14 protein-coding genes are annotated in these 16,619 nt (G+C 49.2%); all 14 read left to right on the top strand.

The features are described 5' to 3' along the window. The first annotated feature begins 79 nt into the window (after positions 1 to 79). The 14 genes from rpsA (at position 80) to asnB (ending at position 16,553) form a co-directional block, all read left to right on the top strand. Positions 80 to 1,765: a 30S ribosomal protein S1 gene (gene rpsA / locus E4P00_RS02000; RefSeq protein ID WP_005786304.1), complete on the top strand. Its 1,686-nt coding sequence runs from the start codon at positions 80 to 82 to the stop codon at positions 1,763 to 1,765. Between the two features lie 160 nt (positions 1,766 to 1,925). Beyond that, positions 1,926 to 2,210: a hypothetical protein gene (locus tag E4P00_RS02005; RefSeq protein ID WP_248130568.1), complete on the top strand. Its 285-nt coding sequence runs from the start codon at positions 1,926 to 1,928 to the stop codon at positions 2,208 to 2,210. A 131-nt stretch (positions 2,211 to 2,341) separates the two neighbouring features. Beyond that, positions 2,342 to 2,638: an integration host factor subunit beta gene (ihfB, locus tag E4P00_RS02010; RefSeq protein ID WP_003189779.1), complete on the top strand. Its 297-nt coding sequence runs from the start codon at positions 2,342 to 2,344 to the stop codon at positions 2,636 to 2,638. Positions 2,639 to 2,662: 24 nt separating this feature from the next. Then, on the top strand, positions 2,663 to 2,893 hold the full coding sequence (locus E4P00_RS02015) for a lipopolysaccharide assembly protein LapA domain-containing protein (protein WP_248130569.1): 231 nt from the start codon (positions 2,663 to 2,665) through the stop codon (positions 2,891 to 2,893). 332 nt (positions 2,894 to 3,225) lie between these two features. Further along, entirely contained in the window at positions 3,226 to 4,608 is a 1,383-nt protein-coding gene (locus E4P00_RS02020; RefSeq protein ID WP_248130570.1) for a Wzz/FepE/Etk N-terminal domain-containing protein, read from the top strand. A 510-nt stretch (positions 4,609 to 5,118) separates the two neighbouring features. Beyond that, positions 5,119 to 6,255, top strand: coding sequence for a UDP-N-acetylglucosamine 2-epimerase (non-hydrolyzing) (gene wecB, locus E4P00_RS02025; RefSeq protein WP_248130571.1), 1,137 nt, complete (start codon positions 5,119 to 5,121; stop codon positions 6,253 to 6,255). A gap of 2 nt (positions 6,256 to 6,257) precedes the next feature. After that, positions 6,258 to 7,523, top strand: coding sequence for a UDP-N-acetyl-D-mannosamine dehydrogenase (gene wecC, locus E4P00_RS02030; protein WP_248130572.1), 1,266 nt, complete (start codon positions 6,258 to 6,260; stop codon positions 7,521 to 7,523). Continuing rightward, the gene (locus E4P00_RS02035; protein WP_034126694.1) at positions 7,520 to 8,968 is read left to right on the top strand and encodes a mannose-1-phosphate guanylyltransferase/mannose-6-phosphate isomerase; all 1,449 of its coding nucleotides are present in this window, start codon (positions 7,520 to 7,522) and stop codon (positions 8,966 to 8,968) included. Before wecC ends, E4P00_RS02035 begins: the two co-directional genes overlap by 4 nt. Positions 8,969 to 8,994: 26 nt before the next feature. Next, the gene (gene gmd, locus E4P00_RS02040; protein WP_248130573.1) at positions 8,995 to 10,032 is read left to right on the top strand and encodes a GDP-mannose 4,6-dehydratase; all 1,038 of its coding nucleotides are present in this window, start codon (positions 8,995 to 8,997) and stop codon (positions 10,030 to 10,032) included. Next, a complete protein-coding gene (locus tag E4P00_RS02045; RefSeq protein WP_248130574.1) occupies positions 10,016 to 10,930 on the top strand; it encodes a GDP-mannose 4,6-dehydratase in 915 nt (304 codons plus the stop codon). Before gmd ends, E4P00_RS02045 begins: the two co-directional genes overlap by 17 nt. An 81-nt stretch (positions 10,931 to 11,011) precedes the next feature. Next, positions 11,012 to 11,992, top strand: a complete 981-nt coding sequence (locus tag E4P00_RS02050; RefSeq protein WP_248130575.1) for a glycosyltransferase — start codon at positions 11,012 to 11,014, stop codon at positions 11,990 to 11,992. A gap of 46 nt (positions 11,993 to 12,038) precedes the next feature. Beyond that, entirely contained in the window at positions 12,039 to 13,286 is a 1,248-nt protein-coding gene (locus E4P00_RS02055; RefSeq protein WP_248130576.1) for a hypothetical protein, read from the top strand. Positions 13,287 to 13,303: 17 nt separating this feature from the next. Continuing rightward, positions 13,304 to 14,614, top strand: a complete 1,311-nt coding sequence (locus E4P00_RS02060) for an oligosaccharide repeat unit polymerase (RefSeq protein ID WP_248130577.1) — start codon at positions 13,304 to 13,306, stop codon at positions 14,612 to 14,614. A 10-nt stretch (positions 14,615 to 14,624) separates the two neighbouring features. Next, positions 14,625 to 16,553: an asparagine synthase (glutamine-hydrolyzing) gene (asnB, locus tag E4P00_RS02065; protein WP_248130578.1), complete on the top strand. Its 1,929-nt coding sequence runs from the start codon at positions 14,625 to 14,627 to the stop codon at positions 16,551 to 16,553. The last annotated feature ends 66 nt before the right edge of the window (positions 16,554 to 16,619 follow it).

Genomic DNA, 16,619 nt, shown 5'->3' on the forward strand with positions numbered 1-16,619 from the left:
TTCTTTTAACTGAAACTGACCCACACCGTCTGGGGTGTGGAGATGGGCGTATTCTTCGCCCTTATCAACAGGAATTAAAATGAGCGAAAGCTTTGCGGAACTCTTTGAAGAAAGCCTAAAAACCCTGAACCTTCAGGCAGGCTCCATCATCACCGGTGTTATCGTTGATATCGATTACCAAGCTCGCTGGGTAACCGTTCACGCTGGTCTGAAGTCTGAAGCTCTGATCCCGCTGGAACAGTTCTACAACGATGCTGGTGACCTGACTATCAATGTCGGTGACGAAGTTCACGTTGCTCTGGACTCGGTTGAAGACGGTTTCGGTGAAACCAAGCTGTCCCGTGAAAAAGCCAAGCGCGCTGAATGCTGGATTGTTCTCGAAGCAGCCTTCGCAGCTGAAGAAGTGGTCAAGGGCGTTATCAACGGTAAGGTTAAAGGCGGCTTCACTGTCGACGTTAACGGCATCCGTGCGTTCCTGCCAGGTTCTTTGGTCGACGTTCGTCCTGTGCGCGACACCACGCATCTGGAAGGCAAAGAACTCGAATTCAAAGTCATCAAGCTCGACCAGAAGCGCAACAACGTTGTCGTTTCCCGTCGCAGCGTGCTGGAAGCAGAGAACTCCGCCGAGCGTGAAGCTCTGCTGGAATCCCTGCAGGAAGGCCAACAAGTCAAAGGTATCGTCAAGAACCTCACCGATTATGGCGCATTCGTCGATCTGGGTGGCGTCGATGGCCTGCTGCACATTACCGACATGGCTTGGAAGCGTATCAAGCATCCTTCCGAAATCGTCAACGTTGGCGACGAGATCGATGTCAAGGTTCTGAAATACGATCGTGAGCGTAACCGCGTTTCCCTGGGCTTGAAGCAGCTGGGCGAAGATCCATGGGTTGCTATCAAGGCTCGTTACCCAGAAAGCACTCGCGTAACCGCGCGTGTTACCAACCTGACCGACTACGGCTGCTTCGCAGAGCTGGAAGAAGGCGTGGAAGGCCTGGTACACGTTTCCGAGATGGACTGGACCAACAAGAACATCCACCCTTCGAAAGTCGTACAAGTCGGCGACGAAGTGGAAGTCATGGTTCTGGACATCGACGAAGAGCGTCGTCGTATCTCCCTGGGCATCAAGCAGTGCAAATCTAACCCATGGGAAGATTTCTCTGGCCAGTTCAACAAGGGCGATAAAATCTCCGGCACCATCAAGTCGATCACCGATTTCGGTATCTTCATTGGTCTGGACGGCGGCATCGACGGCCTGGTTCACCTGTCCGACATCTCCTGGAACGAAGTTGGCGAAGAAGCTGTTCGTCGTTTCAAGAAGGGCGACGAGCTGGACACCGTTATCCTGTCGGTTGACCCAGAGCGCGAGCGCATCTCCCTGGGTATCAAACAACTGGAAAGCGATCCGTTCTCCGAGTACGTTCAAGAGAACGACAAAGGCGCCATCGTTAAAGGCACTGTGAAAGAAGTTGACGCTAAAGGCGCCATCATCACTCTGGCCGACGATATCGAAGCGACTCTGAAAGCCTCCGAAATCAGCCGTGACCGCGTTGAAGACGCGCGCAACGTTCTGAAAGAAGGCCAGGAAGTAGAAGCCAAGATCATCAGCGTTGATCGCAAGAGCCGCGTGATCCAACTCTCCATCAAGTCGAAAGACGAAGTGGAAGAGAAAGAAGCTATCCAGAGCTTGAAAGAAGCTGCTCCGGAAGCTGCTGCTGACACCACCATGGCGGCACTGCTGCGCCAGGCAATGGCCAAGCAGAACTAAGTTCTGTAAAGCTGTTGAAAAAGGGCGACTTCGGTCGCCCTTTTTTGCGCCTGAAATTTGATGAAGCAACTGCATCGAACGAAGGCGTTCAGCCCAATGTCAGAACTGACTATAGTCTTTGAAACGGCTATTTCGCGTTGCTGACTCAATAAGGGTTTGAATGAACAGGATTATCGTAATACTTGCATTGGCAGTGCTTGCCGGCTGCTCCTCCACCAGCGCCAAGACGCACGCCAAGCGAGGTGTCAGTGGCATCGAGATCGACTGTTCCGGCTTGGGTAATAAATGGGAGAGGTGCGAGAAGCGTGCTGCCCGTGAGTGCAAGATGCAGGGCTACAAAGTCATCACTCGCTCCAGTGATGCAGAGGATGAAGAGGGTGACTACCTGTTCGGCTGGAACCCGGCTGGCGCAGTTACGCGGACGATGTTGGTGATCTGTAAATGAGTAACGGTAGGGTGGCTGAAGGCGTTTATGCGGTCGGCAGATAAGTTTACACATGGGCTGTTCAAATTCATCAAGTCATGCTAAAACCTTCGAAGCGCTTTTCCTAGCTGCTTGAAAAAGAAGGGAAAAATATGACGAAGTCGGAGTTGATCGAACGAATTGTCACCCATCAAGGGCTGCTCTCATCCAAGGATGTGGAGCTGGCTATCAAGACCATGCTTGAGCAAATGTCCCAATGCCTCGCCACCGGAGACCGCATCGAAATCCGTGGCTTCGGCAGTTTCTCACTGCACTACCGCGCACCGCGCGTAGGCCGCAACCCAAAAACCGGCCAATCCGTCAGCCTCGATGGCAAATTCGTACCCCACTTCAAACCGGGCAAGGAATTGCGTGACCGGGTGAACGAAGAAGAGGAAGAAGGCGTCTGAGTGTTTTTGGGGAAGGAGAAGGGTATGCGTGGGGTTAAGCGCGTTGTTGCGGTATTGATTGCAGTGCTTGCGGCGTTGGTGGTCTTGGCATTTGTGCTGGAGAACCAGCAGGGTGTGGCGCTGTCGTTCCTGGGTTGGAGTACTGCGCAGATGCCGGTGGCGGTGTTTGTGGTGGTGGCTTTGATTGTGGGGATGGTGATTGGGCCGGTGTTGGGGGTGGTTGTGCGTAGGCGTCGGGGGAAGGGGGTGGCTTAGGGTTTAGTTTTAGGGGGGGGGTATGGGATGGGTGGCATTGGCGACCGTTTGTCAGAAACCATACCATGTCGCGCGCTTTGAACTGCCTACCTACCTAGCCCTGTTGGTTGCGACAGTTCTCCTAGAAAAATCAGAATCGCCTGACATACATGTCAAGACTTGTAATATGCCAAAGAGATGGCAGAATGGAATCTGTTCTCGATAACAGGCATTTTGTGCGCTCAAAATTTGGCAGAGACGCTGGGTTTTGGCGGCCAACCAATTAGAATAAAAAAACGCAATTTTGTCTGCATAACGAGCCCGCAGTTTCTCTTTGAAGGCAGGTTTTTGTTGTGAGTAGTAGCCTCCGCATTCCCCCAGCACCTATATCCGACGGGATTGACCTTGTCGCGATGTTTCAATCTGTTTGGCAGCAAAAAAAGCTGCTGGCTCTGGTGACCTTAAGCTGCGTACTAATAGCAGCTTCTTATGCTTTCCTCGCAACTCCTCAATATAAGGTCAGTTCTGTGCTGCGGCCGGCTGCCATCAATGAATTGGATGCGCTCAATCGCTCGGAGATTTATAAGTTGCCACCCTCCGAAGCTCTTCTCAGGGTCGGCGCGGCTTTGGATTCTTACGATGCCCGATTGGCTTTCTTTAGGGCCAACCCCAAGTTGTTCGAGAAATTTGTGCGTCCGGGTCAAACGCTTGAGCAAAGTTTTGAAGATTTCAACCGAAACTCCATCCGGTTGATTCTTCCAGAGCCTGAAAAGAAGAATTTGCTGAGCTCTTATGTGAAACTTGAAATGACCTATCCCAAAGGCGTTGATGGGGTCGCTATTCTCAATAGCTTTGTCGATTATGCCATCGCCAGTGAGCGTAAAAAAGTTGCTGCCGACTTGGAGGTGATTGTCAACAACCGTCTTAGCGAGTTGAAGGGGAAGCTTGAAGCCGCTCGCTCGGGTTATGATATTGAAAAAACTGCCAAAATAGCATCGTTGCAGGAGGCTGACTCATTGAGGCTTGCGCAGCTTCAGGATGAGTTAAGGGCGCTTCGTGCCCAGTTGAAAACGCTTCGTAATGATCGAATAGCTCAGTTAAATGAGGCAATTGGTATAGCCAAATCCTTAGGCATCCAAAAACCTACTACACCCTCTTCATTGGGTGAGTCGGGAAGTGCTGTAGCTGGCAGCGTGATGCGAACAGAGATCAATAACCAGCAAACGCCGCTATATTTTATGGGGGTGGATGCGCTAAAGGCAGAGCACGCTCAGTTAAGAAGTCGGGTTTCGGATGAATTTACTGAGCCGCGTATCGCTGAGATTGCCAAAGAAATTCAGCTATTGGCATCCAATCGAGAAGTTGAGGTGCTGAAAGCTCGGAAAAATGAAGAAATTTTTCTTGCTGGGGTTCAGCCGCTACGAGCTGAGATGTCTCGACTAAGCAGTCTAAATATTGACATGACCAAGCTGAAGTTGGTGAGTGTCGATCAGCAGGCACTTGAGCCGTTGGCGCCAGCGAGCCCTAATCGGCCGCTGGTGCTTCTGCTCGGCTTGCTCCTGGGCGGGGTGCTTGCGATATGTATTGCGCTCTCCAGGCAGGCAATACAGGGAGGCAATATTATCGCGCATAACGGAAAGGTTGACTCTATGTCTATTGCTAGTTCTGACTCTCGTTCAGAAGGGGGTTTATCCGGTCGGCGTTCACAGAGCGGTAATAGTTTACTGGCGAAATGATCCGCTATTCGTGAGGTGTTTAGCCTCACTTTTTTATGTGTTAGGGAGCGCTGGCTAGCTGGCTAGCTGGCAACGTCGGCCTGAGAGGCGTTGGCTGGGGCTCTGGGTGATGTGTTCTCTACGTAGGTTTGGGCCCCAGGTAGAGGGCACTATCGCTAATCGGCGAATGATCTCATGGGGGGGTAACCAAGGTCGTTATGGTGTTGTCGAGAGGCTTGGTTGCTCACAGAAAGCCCTTGCGGCGATCGGTATAACTGGGGGAGCGCAGGTTTGTTTGGGCTGTCAGGGTAAAGGCGGCGACCAGTTTCCGATGGCTGGAATTGCGAGGGGGTGCGAAATGGGCTTGCCCGAAGAGAGACGTTATGTCGTCAGTACGCTTGTTAATGTTATGCTGCCAGGCAGAAACGGCCATGGCCTGAACAGTATAACCGGTAGGTTTGGCAGGAACATGCTCAGATCGCCAGTTTCGAGCTTATTCTCTGACTAAATTATGATATGGAATCATCGGTAATGACTTTGAAGATTTTGAGTGTTTTCGGTACGCGACCGGAAGCTATAAAAATGGCTCCCTTAGCTCTGGCGTTGCGCGCAGATGAGCGATTTGACGCTAAAATCTGCGTCACGGGGCAGCACCGTGAAATGCTGGATCAAGTGTTAGAATTGTTTAAGCTCGAACCTGATTTTGATCTCGCTATTATGAAGAGTGGTCAGGATCTTACTGATGTGACTACTTGTATTCTTCAAGGGATGAAAGAAGTATTTCATAGTTATAAGCCTGATATTGTACTGGTACATGGTGATACTGCAACCACATTTGCAACTACTTTGGCAGCTTACTATAAGCAAATTCCTGTGGGTCATATTGAGGCCGGTCTGCGGACAGGTAATCTTTATTCCCCTTGGCCAGAAGAAGCCAACCGAAAGTTGACAGGAGCCCTGGCATGCCTCCATTTTGCTCCGACCGAAAGATCTCAGCAGAATCTCCTTCGTGAAGGGATAGCATCTAGTTCTGTGTACGTGACGGGCAATACCGTTATTGATGCACTACTTGAGGTCGTGCAGAGGCTGGAATCCGATGATCAGCTTAAACAGAAATTTTCAGAGCAGTTTTCATTTTTGCGCGACCAGCGTCGCATCATTCTTGTTACTGGCCATCGCCGTGAAAGTTTTGGTGATGGGTTCGAAAGGATATGCAGTTCGCTCGCTTCGATTGCGCATGAATTTGATGATGTTGAAATCGTGTATCCGGTTCATCTGAATCCAAACGTTCGTGAGCCTGTCAATCGTTTATTGGCTGGTATCGATAATGTTCACCTTGTAGAACCGTTAGATTACCTTCCGTTCGTATATCTTATGAATCGTTCGTACTTGATTTTGACGGATTCTGGTGGCGTGCAAGAGGAAGCGCCTTCCTTGGGTAAGCCTGTCTTGGTCATGCGTGATACGACTGAGCGCCCCGAGGCAGTTGAAGCGGGCACGGTCAGGTTGGTTGGCACCAACAGAGAGGAAATAACTCATCATCTACGTGAACTTCTCTTGGATAAAAACGCCTATCAGGAAATGAGTTTTGCTCATAATCCTTATGGTGATGGTAACGCTTGCGCGCGAATTATCACGGCTCTTGCCAATTTTGATATTAAGGTTTAAATATGGGCTTTTCCACGGTTTCTGTAATCGGTTTGGGTTATATTGGTCTGCCAACCGCCGCCGTTTTTGCCGCGCGTAAGGTGAAAGTTGTTGGTGTTGATGTTAATCAGAAGGCTGTCGATACTATTAATGACGGAAAAATTCATATTGTTGAGCCTGACTTAGATATAGTTGTACATGCCGCCGTGACTGAAGGTTATCTCCGCGCTAGTACTAGTCCTGAGCCGGCCGATGCCTTTTTAATAGCAGTACCTACTCCTTTCAAGGGTGATCACGCTCCGGATCTTTCCTATATTGAGTCCGCAAGTAAGTCTATTGCACCTGTTCTTAAAAGTGGGGACTTGGTCATCCTCGAGTCCACTTCACCTGTCGGTGCGACTGAAAAGATGGCTTTATGGTTGGCGGAGGCTCGTCCCGACTTGACGTTTCCTCAAACTCATGGTGAATCATCCGATATTCGTATCGCACACTGTCCGGAGCGGGTGCTTCCTGGTCACGTGTTACGTGAGTTGGTACAAAATGATCGTGTCATTGGTGGAATGACTCCCAAATGCTCTGATGCCGCAGCACGATTGTATAAGTTGTTCGTGGAGGGTGAATGTATCATAACAAACGCCCGAACTGCAGAGATGTGCAAGTTGACTGAGAATAGCTTTCGCGACGTTAACATCGCGTTTGCCAATGAGTTGTCTATGATATGCGATAAGTTTGATGTGGATGTATGGGAGCTTATAAAGCTTGCCAATCGACATCCGCGTGTCAATATCTTGCAGCCGGGGCCTGGTGTCGGTGGGCACTGTATCGCTGTTGATCCTTGGTTCATTGTAAGTCAGGCAGAAGGCCAGGCCAGGTTGATCAAGACTGCGCGGGAGGTTAATGATTCGAAACCGCAGTGGGTTATGAATAAGGTCGATGCTGCGGTGGCTGATCATCTTTCGACTCACTCAGAGAAGTCTGAGAAAGACGTCGTCATTGCTTGCTTCGGTCTTGCATTCAAGCCAGATATTGATGATCTGCGCGAAAGCCCGGCTCTGGAAATTACGCGTAATATTTCAAGTCGCCACGCGGGAAAAATTTTAGTCGTAGAGCCTAATATTCTTTTTTTACCTGGCTCGCTCAAAAATGCTGAACTCTGCACAGCAGAAGAAGCAATTTCTCGTGCTGACGTTCTATTGTTACTAGTAGACCACAAACCATTTAAATCTATTCCCGCATCGGTTCTTCAAGGCCGCCAGATTGTTGATACACGTGGAATTTGGCTGGTATGAAGATACTACCCGTTATTATGTCAGGGGGGGCGGGGACCCGACTTTGGCCTCTTAGTCGAACTCTCTACCCAAAGCAGTTTCTGGCTATTTCAGGTCGGGAAACTTTGTTTCAGCAGGCTGTTGATCGAGTTTTGAAGGTAGGTGGGCAAGGTGTCGAGGTACTGCAGCCTTGCATCGTTGCGAATGATGAGCACCGCTTCCTTTGCCTAGATCAGATCCGGGAAATGAATGTTTCTAAAGCTGTTGTCATTCTTGAGCCGGTAGGACGCAATACAGCCCCTGCGCTTACGTTGGCGGCGCTCTATGCACGCGATGAAGTTGGGATGGAGGTTGACCCCGTCCTGGTTGTGGTCCCGGCCGACCAAATGATTCTCGATATTCAAGCCTTTACTGATACGGTCAGTAAAGCTGTAGACGTTGCAAAAGACGGCAGCATTGTAATCTTGGGCATCAAGCCTGATCGCCCTGAAACGGGTTATGGTTATATCCATTCTGCAGACCCCTCTGCTGTCAAGAGGGTGGATTCGTTTGTTGAAAAGCCTGGGCGGTCAACTGCAGAAAAATACTTGGAAGATGGAAGCTATTTCTGGAATAGCGGTATTTTTGTGCTGCGTGCGTCAATCTGGTTGAAAGCACTGAGCGCGTTCAGAAGAGACATCTTCGATGCCACTGAAGCCGCCTGGAAGGGCCGGGCCCAGGATAACGGGTTTATACGACCACAACTGGACGCGTTTTCCCTGATACCGCCAGAGTCGATTGACTATGCTGTGATCGAGCATTGTGCGAAAACGCCGTCAGCCGGCCTGACGTTGAAAATGCTGACGATGGACGCCGGTTGGTCCGACCTGGGGGCATGGGATGCTGTTTGGCGTTCGAGTGAGAAGGACGAAAAACAGAACGCTACCCATGGGGATGTAATATTAGACTCCAGTTCTAATACATTGGTTTACGCCTCTCACCGTTTAGTAACGGCCGTGGGGCTTGAAAATATCGTTATCGTCGAAACGCCTGATGCTGTGTTAGTCGCGGATAAAGACCGCAGTCAGGGCGTGAAGGCCATTGTCGAAGCGTTGAATGTCAAGGTCAGGCCAGAGTCAAAGCTCCATCGCCGCGTTCATCGACCCTGGGGCTGGTACGACAGCATAGATTCCGGCTCGCGCTTTCAGGTGAAGCGTATATTGGTGAAGCCTAAAGCAACGCTAAGTTTGCAGAAGCATTACCATCGGGCGGAGCATTGGATTGTTGTGTCTGGCACCGCAGAGGTGACCTGTGAAGATCGTGTTTTTCAGTTGAATGAAAATCAGAGTACTTATATCCCTATTGGCCATGTTCATCGCCTTTCCAATCCCGGCACTATTCCTCTTGAGATCATAGAAGTGCAGTCAGGAACGTATTTGGGCGAAGATGATATCGTTCGATTTGACGATACTTATGGACGTGTTTAGGGTTTAAATTTTTAGGAGTTGTATCGATGCAGAAGCACGCGCTGGTTACGGGTGTTACAGGTCAAGACGGGGCGTACCTTGTCGAACTACTGTTGTCCAAGGGTTATAAAGTCTATGGCGCTTATCGCCGGACAAGTTCTGTAAGTTTCTGGCGGTTAGAGGAGCTGGGAGTTCTTGAGCATGACGATCTCCACCTCGTAGAATTTGATTTAACTGATCTGTCCGGGGCTATTCGTTTAATTCAGAATTGCGCACCGGACGAGGTTTATAATCTCGCGGCTCAAAGTTTTGTAGGTGTTTCGTTCGATCAGCCAATCACAACGGCGCAGATTACTGGTGTCGGTGCGCTCAATTTGCTCGAAGCAATTCGTATAGTAAATCCCAAGATTCGCTTCTATCAAGCTTCGACATCTGAGATGTTTGGATTGGTCCAGGCGGTTCCTCAATCTGAGAGTACACCCTTCTATCCGCGTAGTCCTTACGGTGTTGCGAAGCTGTTCGCGCATTGGACAACGATTAACTATCGTGAGTCGTACGATATCTTTGCTACCAGCGGCATTCTATTCAATCATGAGTCTCCTCTGCGAGGGAAAGAATTTGTTACTCGCAAGATTACTGATGCTGTTGCCAGTATCGAAATTGGCAAGCAGCAAGTCCTGGAACTTGGAAATATGGATGCCAAGCGGGATTGGGGGTTCGCTAAAGAGTATGTAGATGGCATGCATCGAATGTTGCAAGTCGACACGCCGGAAACTTTTGTGCTCGCTACCAATCGCACTGAAACCGTTCGTGATTTTGTTTCGATGAGTTTTAAAGCTGTGGGTGTTGATATCGAGTGGTCTGGAAGCGCTGAGAACGAGTTTGGTGTTGACCGTCGAACTGGTATCACTAGGGTAAAAATCAACCCGCGCTTCTATCGACCTGCAGAAGTAGAATTGTTGATTGGCGATGCGTCATTTGCAAAAGAGCGATTGGGTTGGAAGCCAGAAACCACACTAGAGCAACTGTGCCAGTTGATGGTTGACGCTGATCTAAGAAGGGTTCGCAATGGCACTTCAAAGTAAAGAGCGGACGGTGCTGATTACGGGGCTCTCGGGTTTCACTGGAAAGCACTTGGCGGAAAATCTCACCAAGACCGGCTGGCGCGTTGCTGGCCTGGGAGGAGTGCGGCTCGCCTGTGAGTTTGATCACCTAGACGCGGATCTTAATGATACGAAGCGACTAAGTGATTGGATAAAGCAGGTTCAACCTACTCATATTATTCATTTAGCCGCGTTGGCCCATGTTACTGGCAGCGATGCCTTATCATACTATCGCGTCAATGTATTGGGTACGGAAAGCCTTCTTAATGCGATTAAGGAGGCGGAGATAGTTGTAGAAAAAATTATAATTGCGAGCAGTGCAAATATTTACGGAAATGCAATCTCGTCGCCTGTTTCTGAAAGCAGTGAGCCGCAGCCTGTTAATCACTATGCGTTGAGCAAACTAACGATGGAGGCGCTTGTTCGCAAGTGGTTTTCTCGTATGCCCATACTGGTAGTGCGGCCTTTCAACTACACTGGCCCCGGCCAATCGGAGTCGTTCGTTTTCTCCAAGATCGTGGGCGCGTTTGCTCGAGGGGAAAAAGAGCTCAGATTAGGTAACCTGGATGTTTCTCGTGATCTATCTGATGTGGGTTTCGTGGTTGAGGCATATACAAGATTGTTGACGACTAATCAGCGCAGCGAGTTTATAAATATATGCTCGGGTCGTAGCATTTCCTTGTTAAGCGTGATTGATGAGATGGAGCAGATCGCAGGTTATCGGCCAGCGGTTGTAGTTGATCCTGCCTTTGTCAGAGAGGATGAAGTTAAAGAACTTTACGGCAGTCCAGCCAAACTCTTTGATACGGTAGGTAAAATTGATGTGCCTAGCTTGCACGATACATTGCTATCAATGTATCAGCAGAAGGCATTTGTTTAATATCGTGGCTGGTAACAGGTCGGTGCTCTAGTGCGCATATGTTTTTTTGCTAATATGTCTGCTCATGCTAATTGGCGCGAGATGTTTGACAAAGTCGAGTTTTATCGGGTGGATATCCGAATTCTCAAGGAGCTTGGGCATGAAGTTGTTTTGTCCGGGACGCCAGGCACATTAGACTGGAAGGCGGATCTTTATTTTTGTTGGTGGTGGGGGCACTCGCCGCTTCCATTGCTCGCCGGAAAGCTGCGCCGTCGGCCGGTGATAGTGACTGGAGCTTTTGATTATTCTACCTGCCGGAAGGAAATTCCGGGTCTATGTTACCTAGATCGGCCTTTGTGGCAGAAGGCGGTACTGCGTACCTCTTTGTTGTTAGCTGATCGAAACCTGTTTATCTCAAGATCAGAGTGTGAAGAGGTTACCGCTAACCTGCGTGTCAGAAATCCAGTGTATGCAACGCTAGCGATCGACACCGATTACTATTCTCCTGACGAGGCTCTAACTGTTGAGTCGGATTATTTTTTCACGGTAACTTGGACGAGCCGTACCAATGCCATTCGCAAAGGGCTCATTCCGACGATAGAGGCGTTCGCGCGGGTTTCGGCTAGTGCCAGCCATCTTCGACTGGTCGTTGCTGGTAAGCATGGTGATTATCTGCAGGAGCTAAAGGCCCTGACACAGCGCTTGGGCATAGAAGAAAAGGTAGAGTTTGTCGGAATGATTTCTGATGAAGAGAAACTGCACCATTATCGAAATTGCCTGGCCTATGTTCAGCCAACGCTTTACGAAGGTTTCGGGCATGCAATCGGTGAAGCACTGGCGTGTGGGTCGCGAGTTATAACTTCTCCACGGGGGGCGGTGCCAGAAGTTGCGGGTGACTTCGCTTACTGGGTCCAGCCAGACAGCCCAGAGGAAATTGCATCCGCCATGGAGGCTGTTGTCGCAACGCCGGTTTGTGCTGAAGACGCCAAAGCCAGACACCAATGGATTTCCTCGAACTATTCCATCGCAGCTCGTCGTTCGGCGCTGAAAAGTGTTCTGGATTCCTTGTCGCTGGCGAAATAAGGAGAGTTCCAGTGAGAGTACACATAAAAGTCGATGGTGGTACCGCGTGTTGAGTCGTCTGATCGGCATGTTTGAAAACTCGAAGCTATTACAGCTTGTTGTCATCACCGCCTGCATTCAAGGTGGGGTAATAATAAGTCAGTTTTTAATCACGCCTTGGGTTGACCCATCAGTTGTTGGCATGGTGCGCTCGCTGGAAACAATTATTGCTCTTGTTATCCTTGCAGGTAGCTTGGGTATGCAGAGTATCGCCATTCGTGATACCGCGGCAAGTAATGACACTACTGATAAAAATGAAGTGCTTCGACAGGTTTTTCTGCTAGTAGTTATAGCATCAATCGGTGTCATTGCCTGTATATATGTTGCAAATAAGTTCGTGTGGAACTCTGTAATGAGCTCCTACGTGTTTACCACCTGTGGCTTAGTGCTGTTAACTAACTTGCTCCGTGTAACTACGGGGTTTGCGCAGGGTGCGAAGGTGATACGTGAGATTTACTTTGCACTGATGTTGGTTACGGGTGTCAGCATTGTTCTGCATGTTGTGTTGACCAAGTTTTTTGGTATCGAAGGCTGGATGACGGCTCGTTATATTGGAGAGTTGCTCTGTCTTGTTGCTGTGTGGTGGAAGCTGCGGTCGTATATTTTTAGCGCGCTGGATTTTCGCTTGGTAAACAGGCGTGAGTTGATAATGACCGCTAAGTCCGGGGTGACTGTCAATGCAAGTCTATTTGTGCGTTTGATGGTCGATAGTTTGCCCGTACTTATGTTGACTGCTTATCATGTGAAAATTGATGAGATCGGTTTTTTTGGTATAGCTTTGTTGAGTCTTAGTCTTGGTTTGCTTCCATTGACAATCATCGCGCAAAGGGCTATCCCGGATTTGGTGGAAGTAGTCAACGATAAAGAGATATTGCGTGAAAGGCATCATGCGTTCTTCAGAAGTATGTTGAAGATATCCTCTTCGGTTGCGTTGTTGTTGATAGTGATTTCCCTTGTATGGTTTTTGCTTGTGGGAGGTGTTTACAAACAGGCAGCCATTTATATGTTTGTGCTGGCATTAACGCTGCCGTTGAAAGCTATTGCTCTTGTGAGTGGTACTATGTTGCTTGCACTGCGTGTATTTAGTTTGAGTTTGAAAGTCAATATAGTCGAAGGGCTGAGCGTTGCTTTGATTTTATACTTGAGCATTACGCATTTTGGGGCGTGGGCGGGTGTTTTGGGGTATGCAACGGGTGTTGTTTTGTCCTCTATGCTGCTTTTGGTTGCGGTGAGACTCCGTCTCGCTGATTTATGACTCTAGAGGATAATGCCTTGGAAGATAAATATTCGGAGCAAGGGCGTTTACAAACGCCTATTGGAAAGAGAGTATTTGATTGTTTTGGTTTTGGTTTTTTCTTCGTGGTGATCTGGTTTGCCGGCGTGATCGTTCCGCTGTATCCATTCATTATGGGGTTCGATGGGTTTAGTCTGTATTGGGATTTCAACTATTCGGATAAAGGTAGTTCTATAGATTATGCTGTTTTGTTATATGTTCTGGCTTTGGTTTTTGTTTTAATGGGCTGTTGGTTAGGGCGAAAGACTCACTTGAATTTTCCCGTTAAGGTTCGCTACATAGTGAGCTCCAGAATCTTCTCTCAAAGGTCTACAATATTTACGTTAATGGCACTGCTGGCCTTTGCAGCCATTCTTATAATCCTCGGAGGGGTATGGGGGCTGCTTTATGGTGCGAGCGATAGAATAAGAGCATTTGCAGGGTTGAACGGCCTGTTTCTTCTTCAGAATCTGTTTCTGTCTGTCTCGCTTGCCTGGTTTATACGCCTGACGGGCAGTAAAAAAAGAACGCTGTCCGAACGCTTTTGTTTTTGGTTATATTTTTTTAGTGGTTTGTTTATTTGCGCGCTTCAAGGTCAGAAGTCGACAATTTTCATCATTATATTGGCGATGATTGTCGTTAGACATTATCGTGTTAAACGTGTCAACGTCATAAAAGGGGCTGTGCTTGGCGGAGTGATGTTTATCTCTTTAATGGCGTATCATCTTTTTAAGCAAGAATTTCTTGTGGCTGGCAAGTTCTTTTTTATTAACGAAGAGCAAGGCGTTTTTCTATCCTTCATTCACTTTTTGGCGACTCAGTTCACAGGCAACCTAATGCAGTTGCAAACAATGACTGTGCTGGTAGATGCGATGCCTGAGAGGCTTGAATGGCAAAACGGAACAACTCTGTTGATGCTCGTGTTGATTTTGATCCCTTCGGGTCTTTTTCCCGATAAGCCGCTCACTGCCGCGGGCGTATTTACAGAAGCCTTTTGGCCAGATAAATGGCTTTTGCAGGGCACGACAATGCCACCGGGTATTTTTGGTGAGCTTTACATGAATTTTGGTACCTTAGGTGTACTGTTTGGCGGTTTTTTCCTTGGGCTTATAGGAGGACGGCTTTATGGCGCGGTTATCTATAACCCTCAAAGTGATCGAGCGCTAGGTCTATATGCATTGGCGGTGGCCTCCCTGCTTCACCTTTTTCGAGGCGAATTGGCTTCGGTCGCTCTTCTCATAGCGTCTATATTAATACCTTTTTTGTTCTTGAGCTCAAAGCGCGACGAGCCTGTTAACAACCCAATTTAGAGAAATTGATATGTGTGGAATTTTGGGCTACATTCATAACGGAACGCGAGAGTCTATTGATTTCTCTTCAGCGCTTTCGTTTATTCGACGTCGCGGGCCAGATGATCAAGGTGTTTGGTCTGATACCGACGTTGGTGTATGGCTGGGTCAGGTGCGCCTTTCCATTCTTGATACGACTTCAGCCGGGCATCAACCGATGGTCTCTGCCGATGGGCGAGTGGTGATGGTGTTTAATGGTGAAATCTATAACTTTCGTGAGTTAAGAGCTCATCTCGAAGCTGCGGGAGATCATTTTTCCAGCCAGTCAGATTCCGAAGTATTGCTCGCGCTCTTCTGTCGCTACGGAATCGAGTGTTTGAATCGGTTAAACGGGATTTTCGCGGTCGTATTCTGGGAACGTGATACTCAAACACTTTGGGTGGCCCGGGATCAGCTCGGCGTCAAACCGCTTTATATCCATTCCAATAATGGTTGCTTTGCATTTTCAAGTGAAATGAAAGGCTTGATTAGAGGGGGCTTCAGTAAAACTGAAATTGACCCGCAAGCCGTGCTGGCGCACCTTGGTTTTCTTTGGTCGCCAGGCGATCGCACGATTGTGCGGGATATCAAAAAGGTTTTACCTGGCCAAGCCTTATGTGTCCGTAATGGGCATATCGAGAAGAGCTGGTTCTACTATGAACTGCCTATTTCAGAGAAACCCCTGAAAAAGACGGTTGCCGATGTCGCTGTCGATGTCGCCGATGCAGTCAGGACTGCCGTCCAGCGTCAGTTGGTGTCTGATGTACCGTTGGGTTCATTCTTGTCAGGCGGGTTGGATTCCAGCGCCATAGTTGCGTTTGCCGCACAGGAAATACGCGATAAAGGGCGGTTGCAGTGCTTCAGTATTCGTGTCGACAATGGATCCACTGCAAACGAAGGCTTCGCGGATGACCTTCCGTACGCACAGCGCGTTGCCAAGCATCTGGACGTCGACCTACATGTTGTAGGCGTCGGTGACGAGATGATGGATCGTCTACCAGAAATGGTTTATCTGCTTGATGAGCCTACACCGGATCCAGCTGCACTGAATGCGTTGTTCATTTCCGAGCTGGCAAGCCAGAACGGCATTAAGGTTCTGTTGTCCGGTGCTGGGGGGGATGACATTTTTACCGGCTATCGCCGTCATTTCGCTTTGGCGCAAGAGCGTTGGTGGGGAGGGATGCCTCGCCCGCTGCGCTCGGTACTGGCCCGTAGTTCAAGTTTGCTTCCGGCATCCTCTCCGCTGTCTCGCCGTCTCGGGAAGGCTTTTCGATACGCGGACTTGCCGGCAAATGATCGCTTGATCAGTTATTTCCTTTGGCTTGAGCCTGATCAGGCTTATAGTTTGTTAGCCCCGGACTTGCGACGTGAGTTGGCAGCAGATGATCTGTTTGCCCCCATGCGAGAAACACTCTCGCGGCTACCTTCGGATGCTACGCCCCTGGATAAAATGCTTACCCTGGAGTGCAAGCATTTTCTCACCGATCACAATCTCAATTACACCGATAAAATGGGTATGGCGACGGGCGTTGAAGTGCGTGTACCGCTGCTGGATCTTGATTTGGTACGCCTGGCAGGTTCATTGCCTTCGGATATCAAACAAAAAGGTCGGGAGGGGAAATGGATTTTCAAGAAAGCCATGGAACCCTATCTGCCTCACGATGTTATCTACCGACCCAAGACCGGCTTCGGTGTGCCGCTTCGCAACTGGTTGCAAGGACGTTTGAAGCCTTTGGTCGATGAGGTGCTTTCCCCAGCATCCCTGCTTAAGAGGGGGATTTTCGACCCTAAGGCAGTGGCGCATCTGATCGATGCAGATCGTTCTGGTCGGGTAGACGCTGCCTATACGTTGTTCGGCATCGTTTGCATGGAACTCTGGTGCAAGCAGTACCTGGACGGCAATTTCGCCCTCGACGGTTGAGTGGGCGCCGACGCCCCGACCATATCCGATGGTAGGATAGACAGCTCTATACAAGTTTCTCAGTGA

The organism is Pseudomonas sp. B329, from assembly GCF_023127835.1.
Lineage (GTDB): Bacteria > Pseudomonadota > Gammaproteobacteria > Pseudomonadales > Pseudomonadaceae > Aquipseudomonas > Aquipseudomonas synxantha_A.

What these genes read in the sequence shown, in the direction of transcription:
- rpsA (WP_005786304.1), top strand. Translation starts at nt 80, where the DNA reads ATGAGCGAAAGCTTTGCGGAACTCTTTGAAGAAAGCCTAAAAACCCTG.
- E4P00_RS02005 (WP_248130568.1), top strand. Translation starts at nt 1,926, where the DNA reads ATGAACAGGATTATCGTAATACTTGCATTGGCAGTGCTTGCCGGCTGC.
- ihfB (WP_003189779.1), top strand. Translation starts at nt 2,342, where the DNA reads ATGACGAAGTCGGAGTTGATCGAACGAATTGTCACCCATCAAGGGCTG.
- E4P00_RS02015 (WP_248130569.1), top strand. Translation starts at nt 2,663, where the DNA reads ATGCGTGGGGTTAAGCGCGTTGTTGCGGTATTGATTGCAGTGCTTGCG.
- wecB (WP_248130571.1), top strand. Translation starts at nt 5,119, where the DNA reads ATGACTTTGAAGATTTTGAGTGTTTTCGGTACGCGACCGGAAGCTATA.
- wecC (WP_248130572.1), top strand. Translation starts at nt 6,258, where the DNA reads ATGGGCTTTTCCACGGTTTCTGTAATCGGTTTGGGTTATATTGGTCTG.
- E4P00_RS02035 (WP_034126694.1), top strand. Translation starts at nt 7,520, where the DNA reads ATGAAGATACTACCCGTTATTATGTCAGGGGGGGCGGGGACCCGACTT.
- gmd (WP_248130573.1), top strand. Translation starts at nt 8,995, where the DNA reads ATGCAGAAGCACGCGCTGGTTACGGGTGTTACAGGTCAAGACGGGGCG.
- E4P00_RS02045 (WP_248130574.1), top strand. Translation starts at nt 10,016, where the DNA reads ATGGCACTTCAAAGTAAAGAGCGGACGGTGCTGATTACGGGGCTCTCG.
- E4P00_RS02050 (WP_248130575.1), top strand. Translation starts at nt 11,012, where the DNA reads ATGTTTGACAAAGTCGAGTTTTATCGGGTGGATATCCGAATTCTCAAG.
- asnB (WP_248130578.1), top strand. Translation starts at nt 14,625, where the DNA reads ATGTGTGGAATTTTGGGCTACATTCATAACGGAACGCGAGAGTCTATT.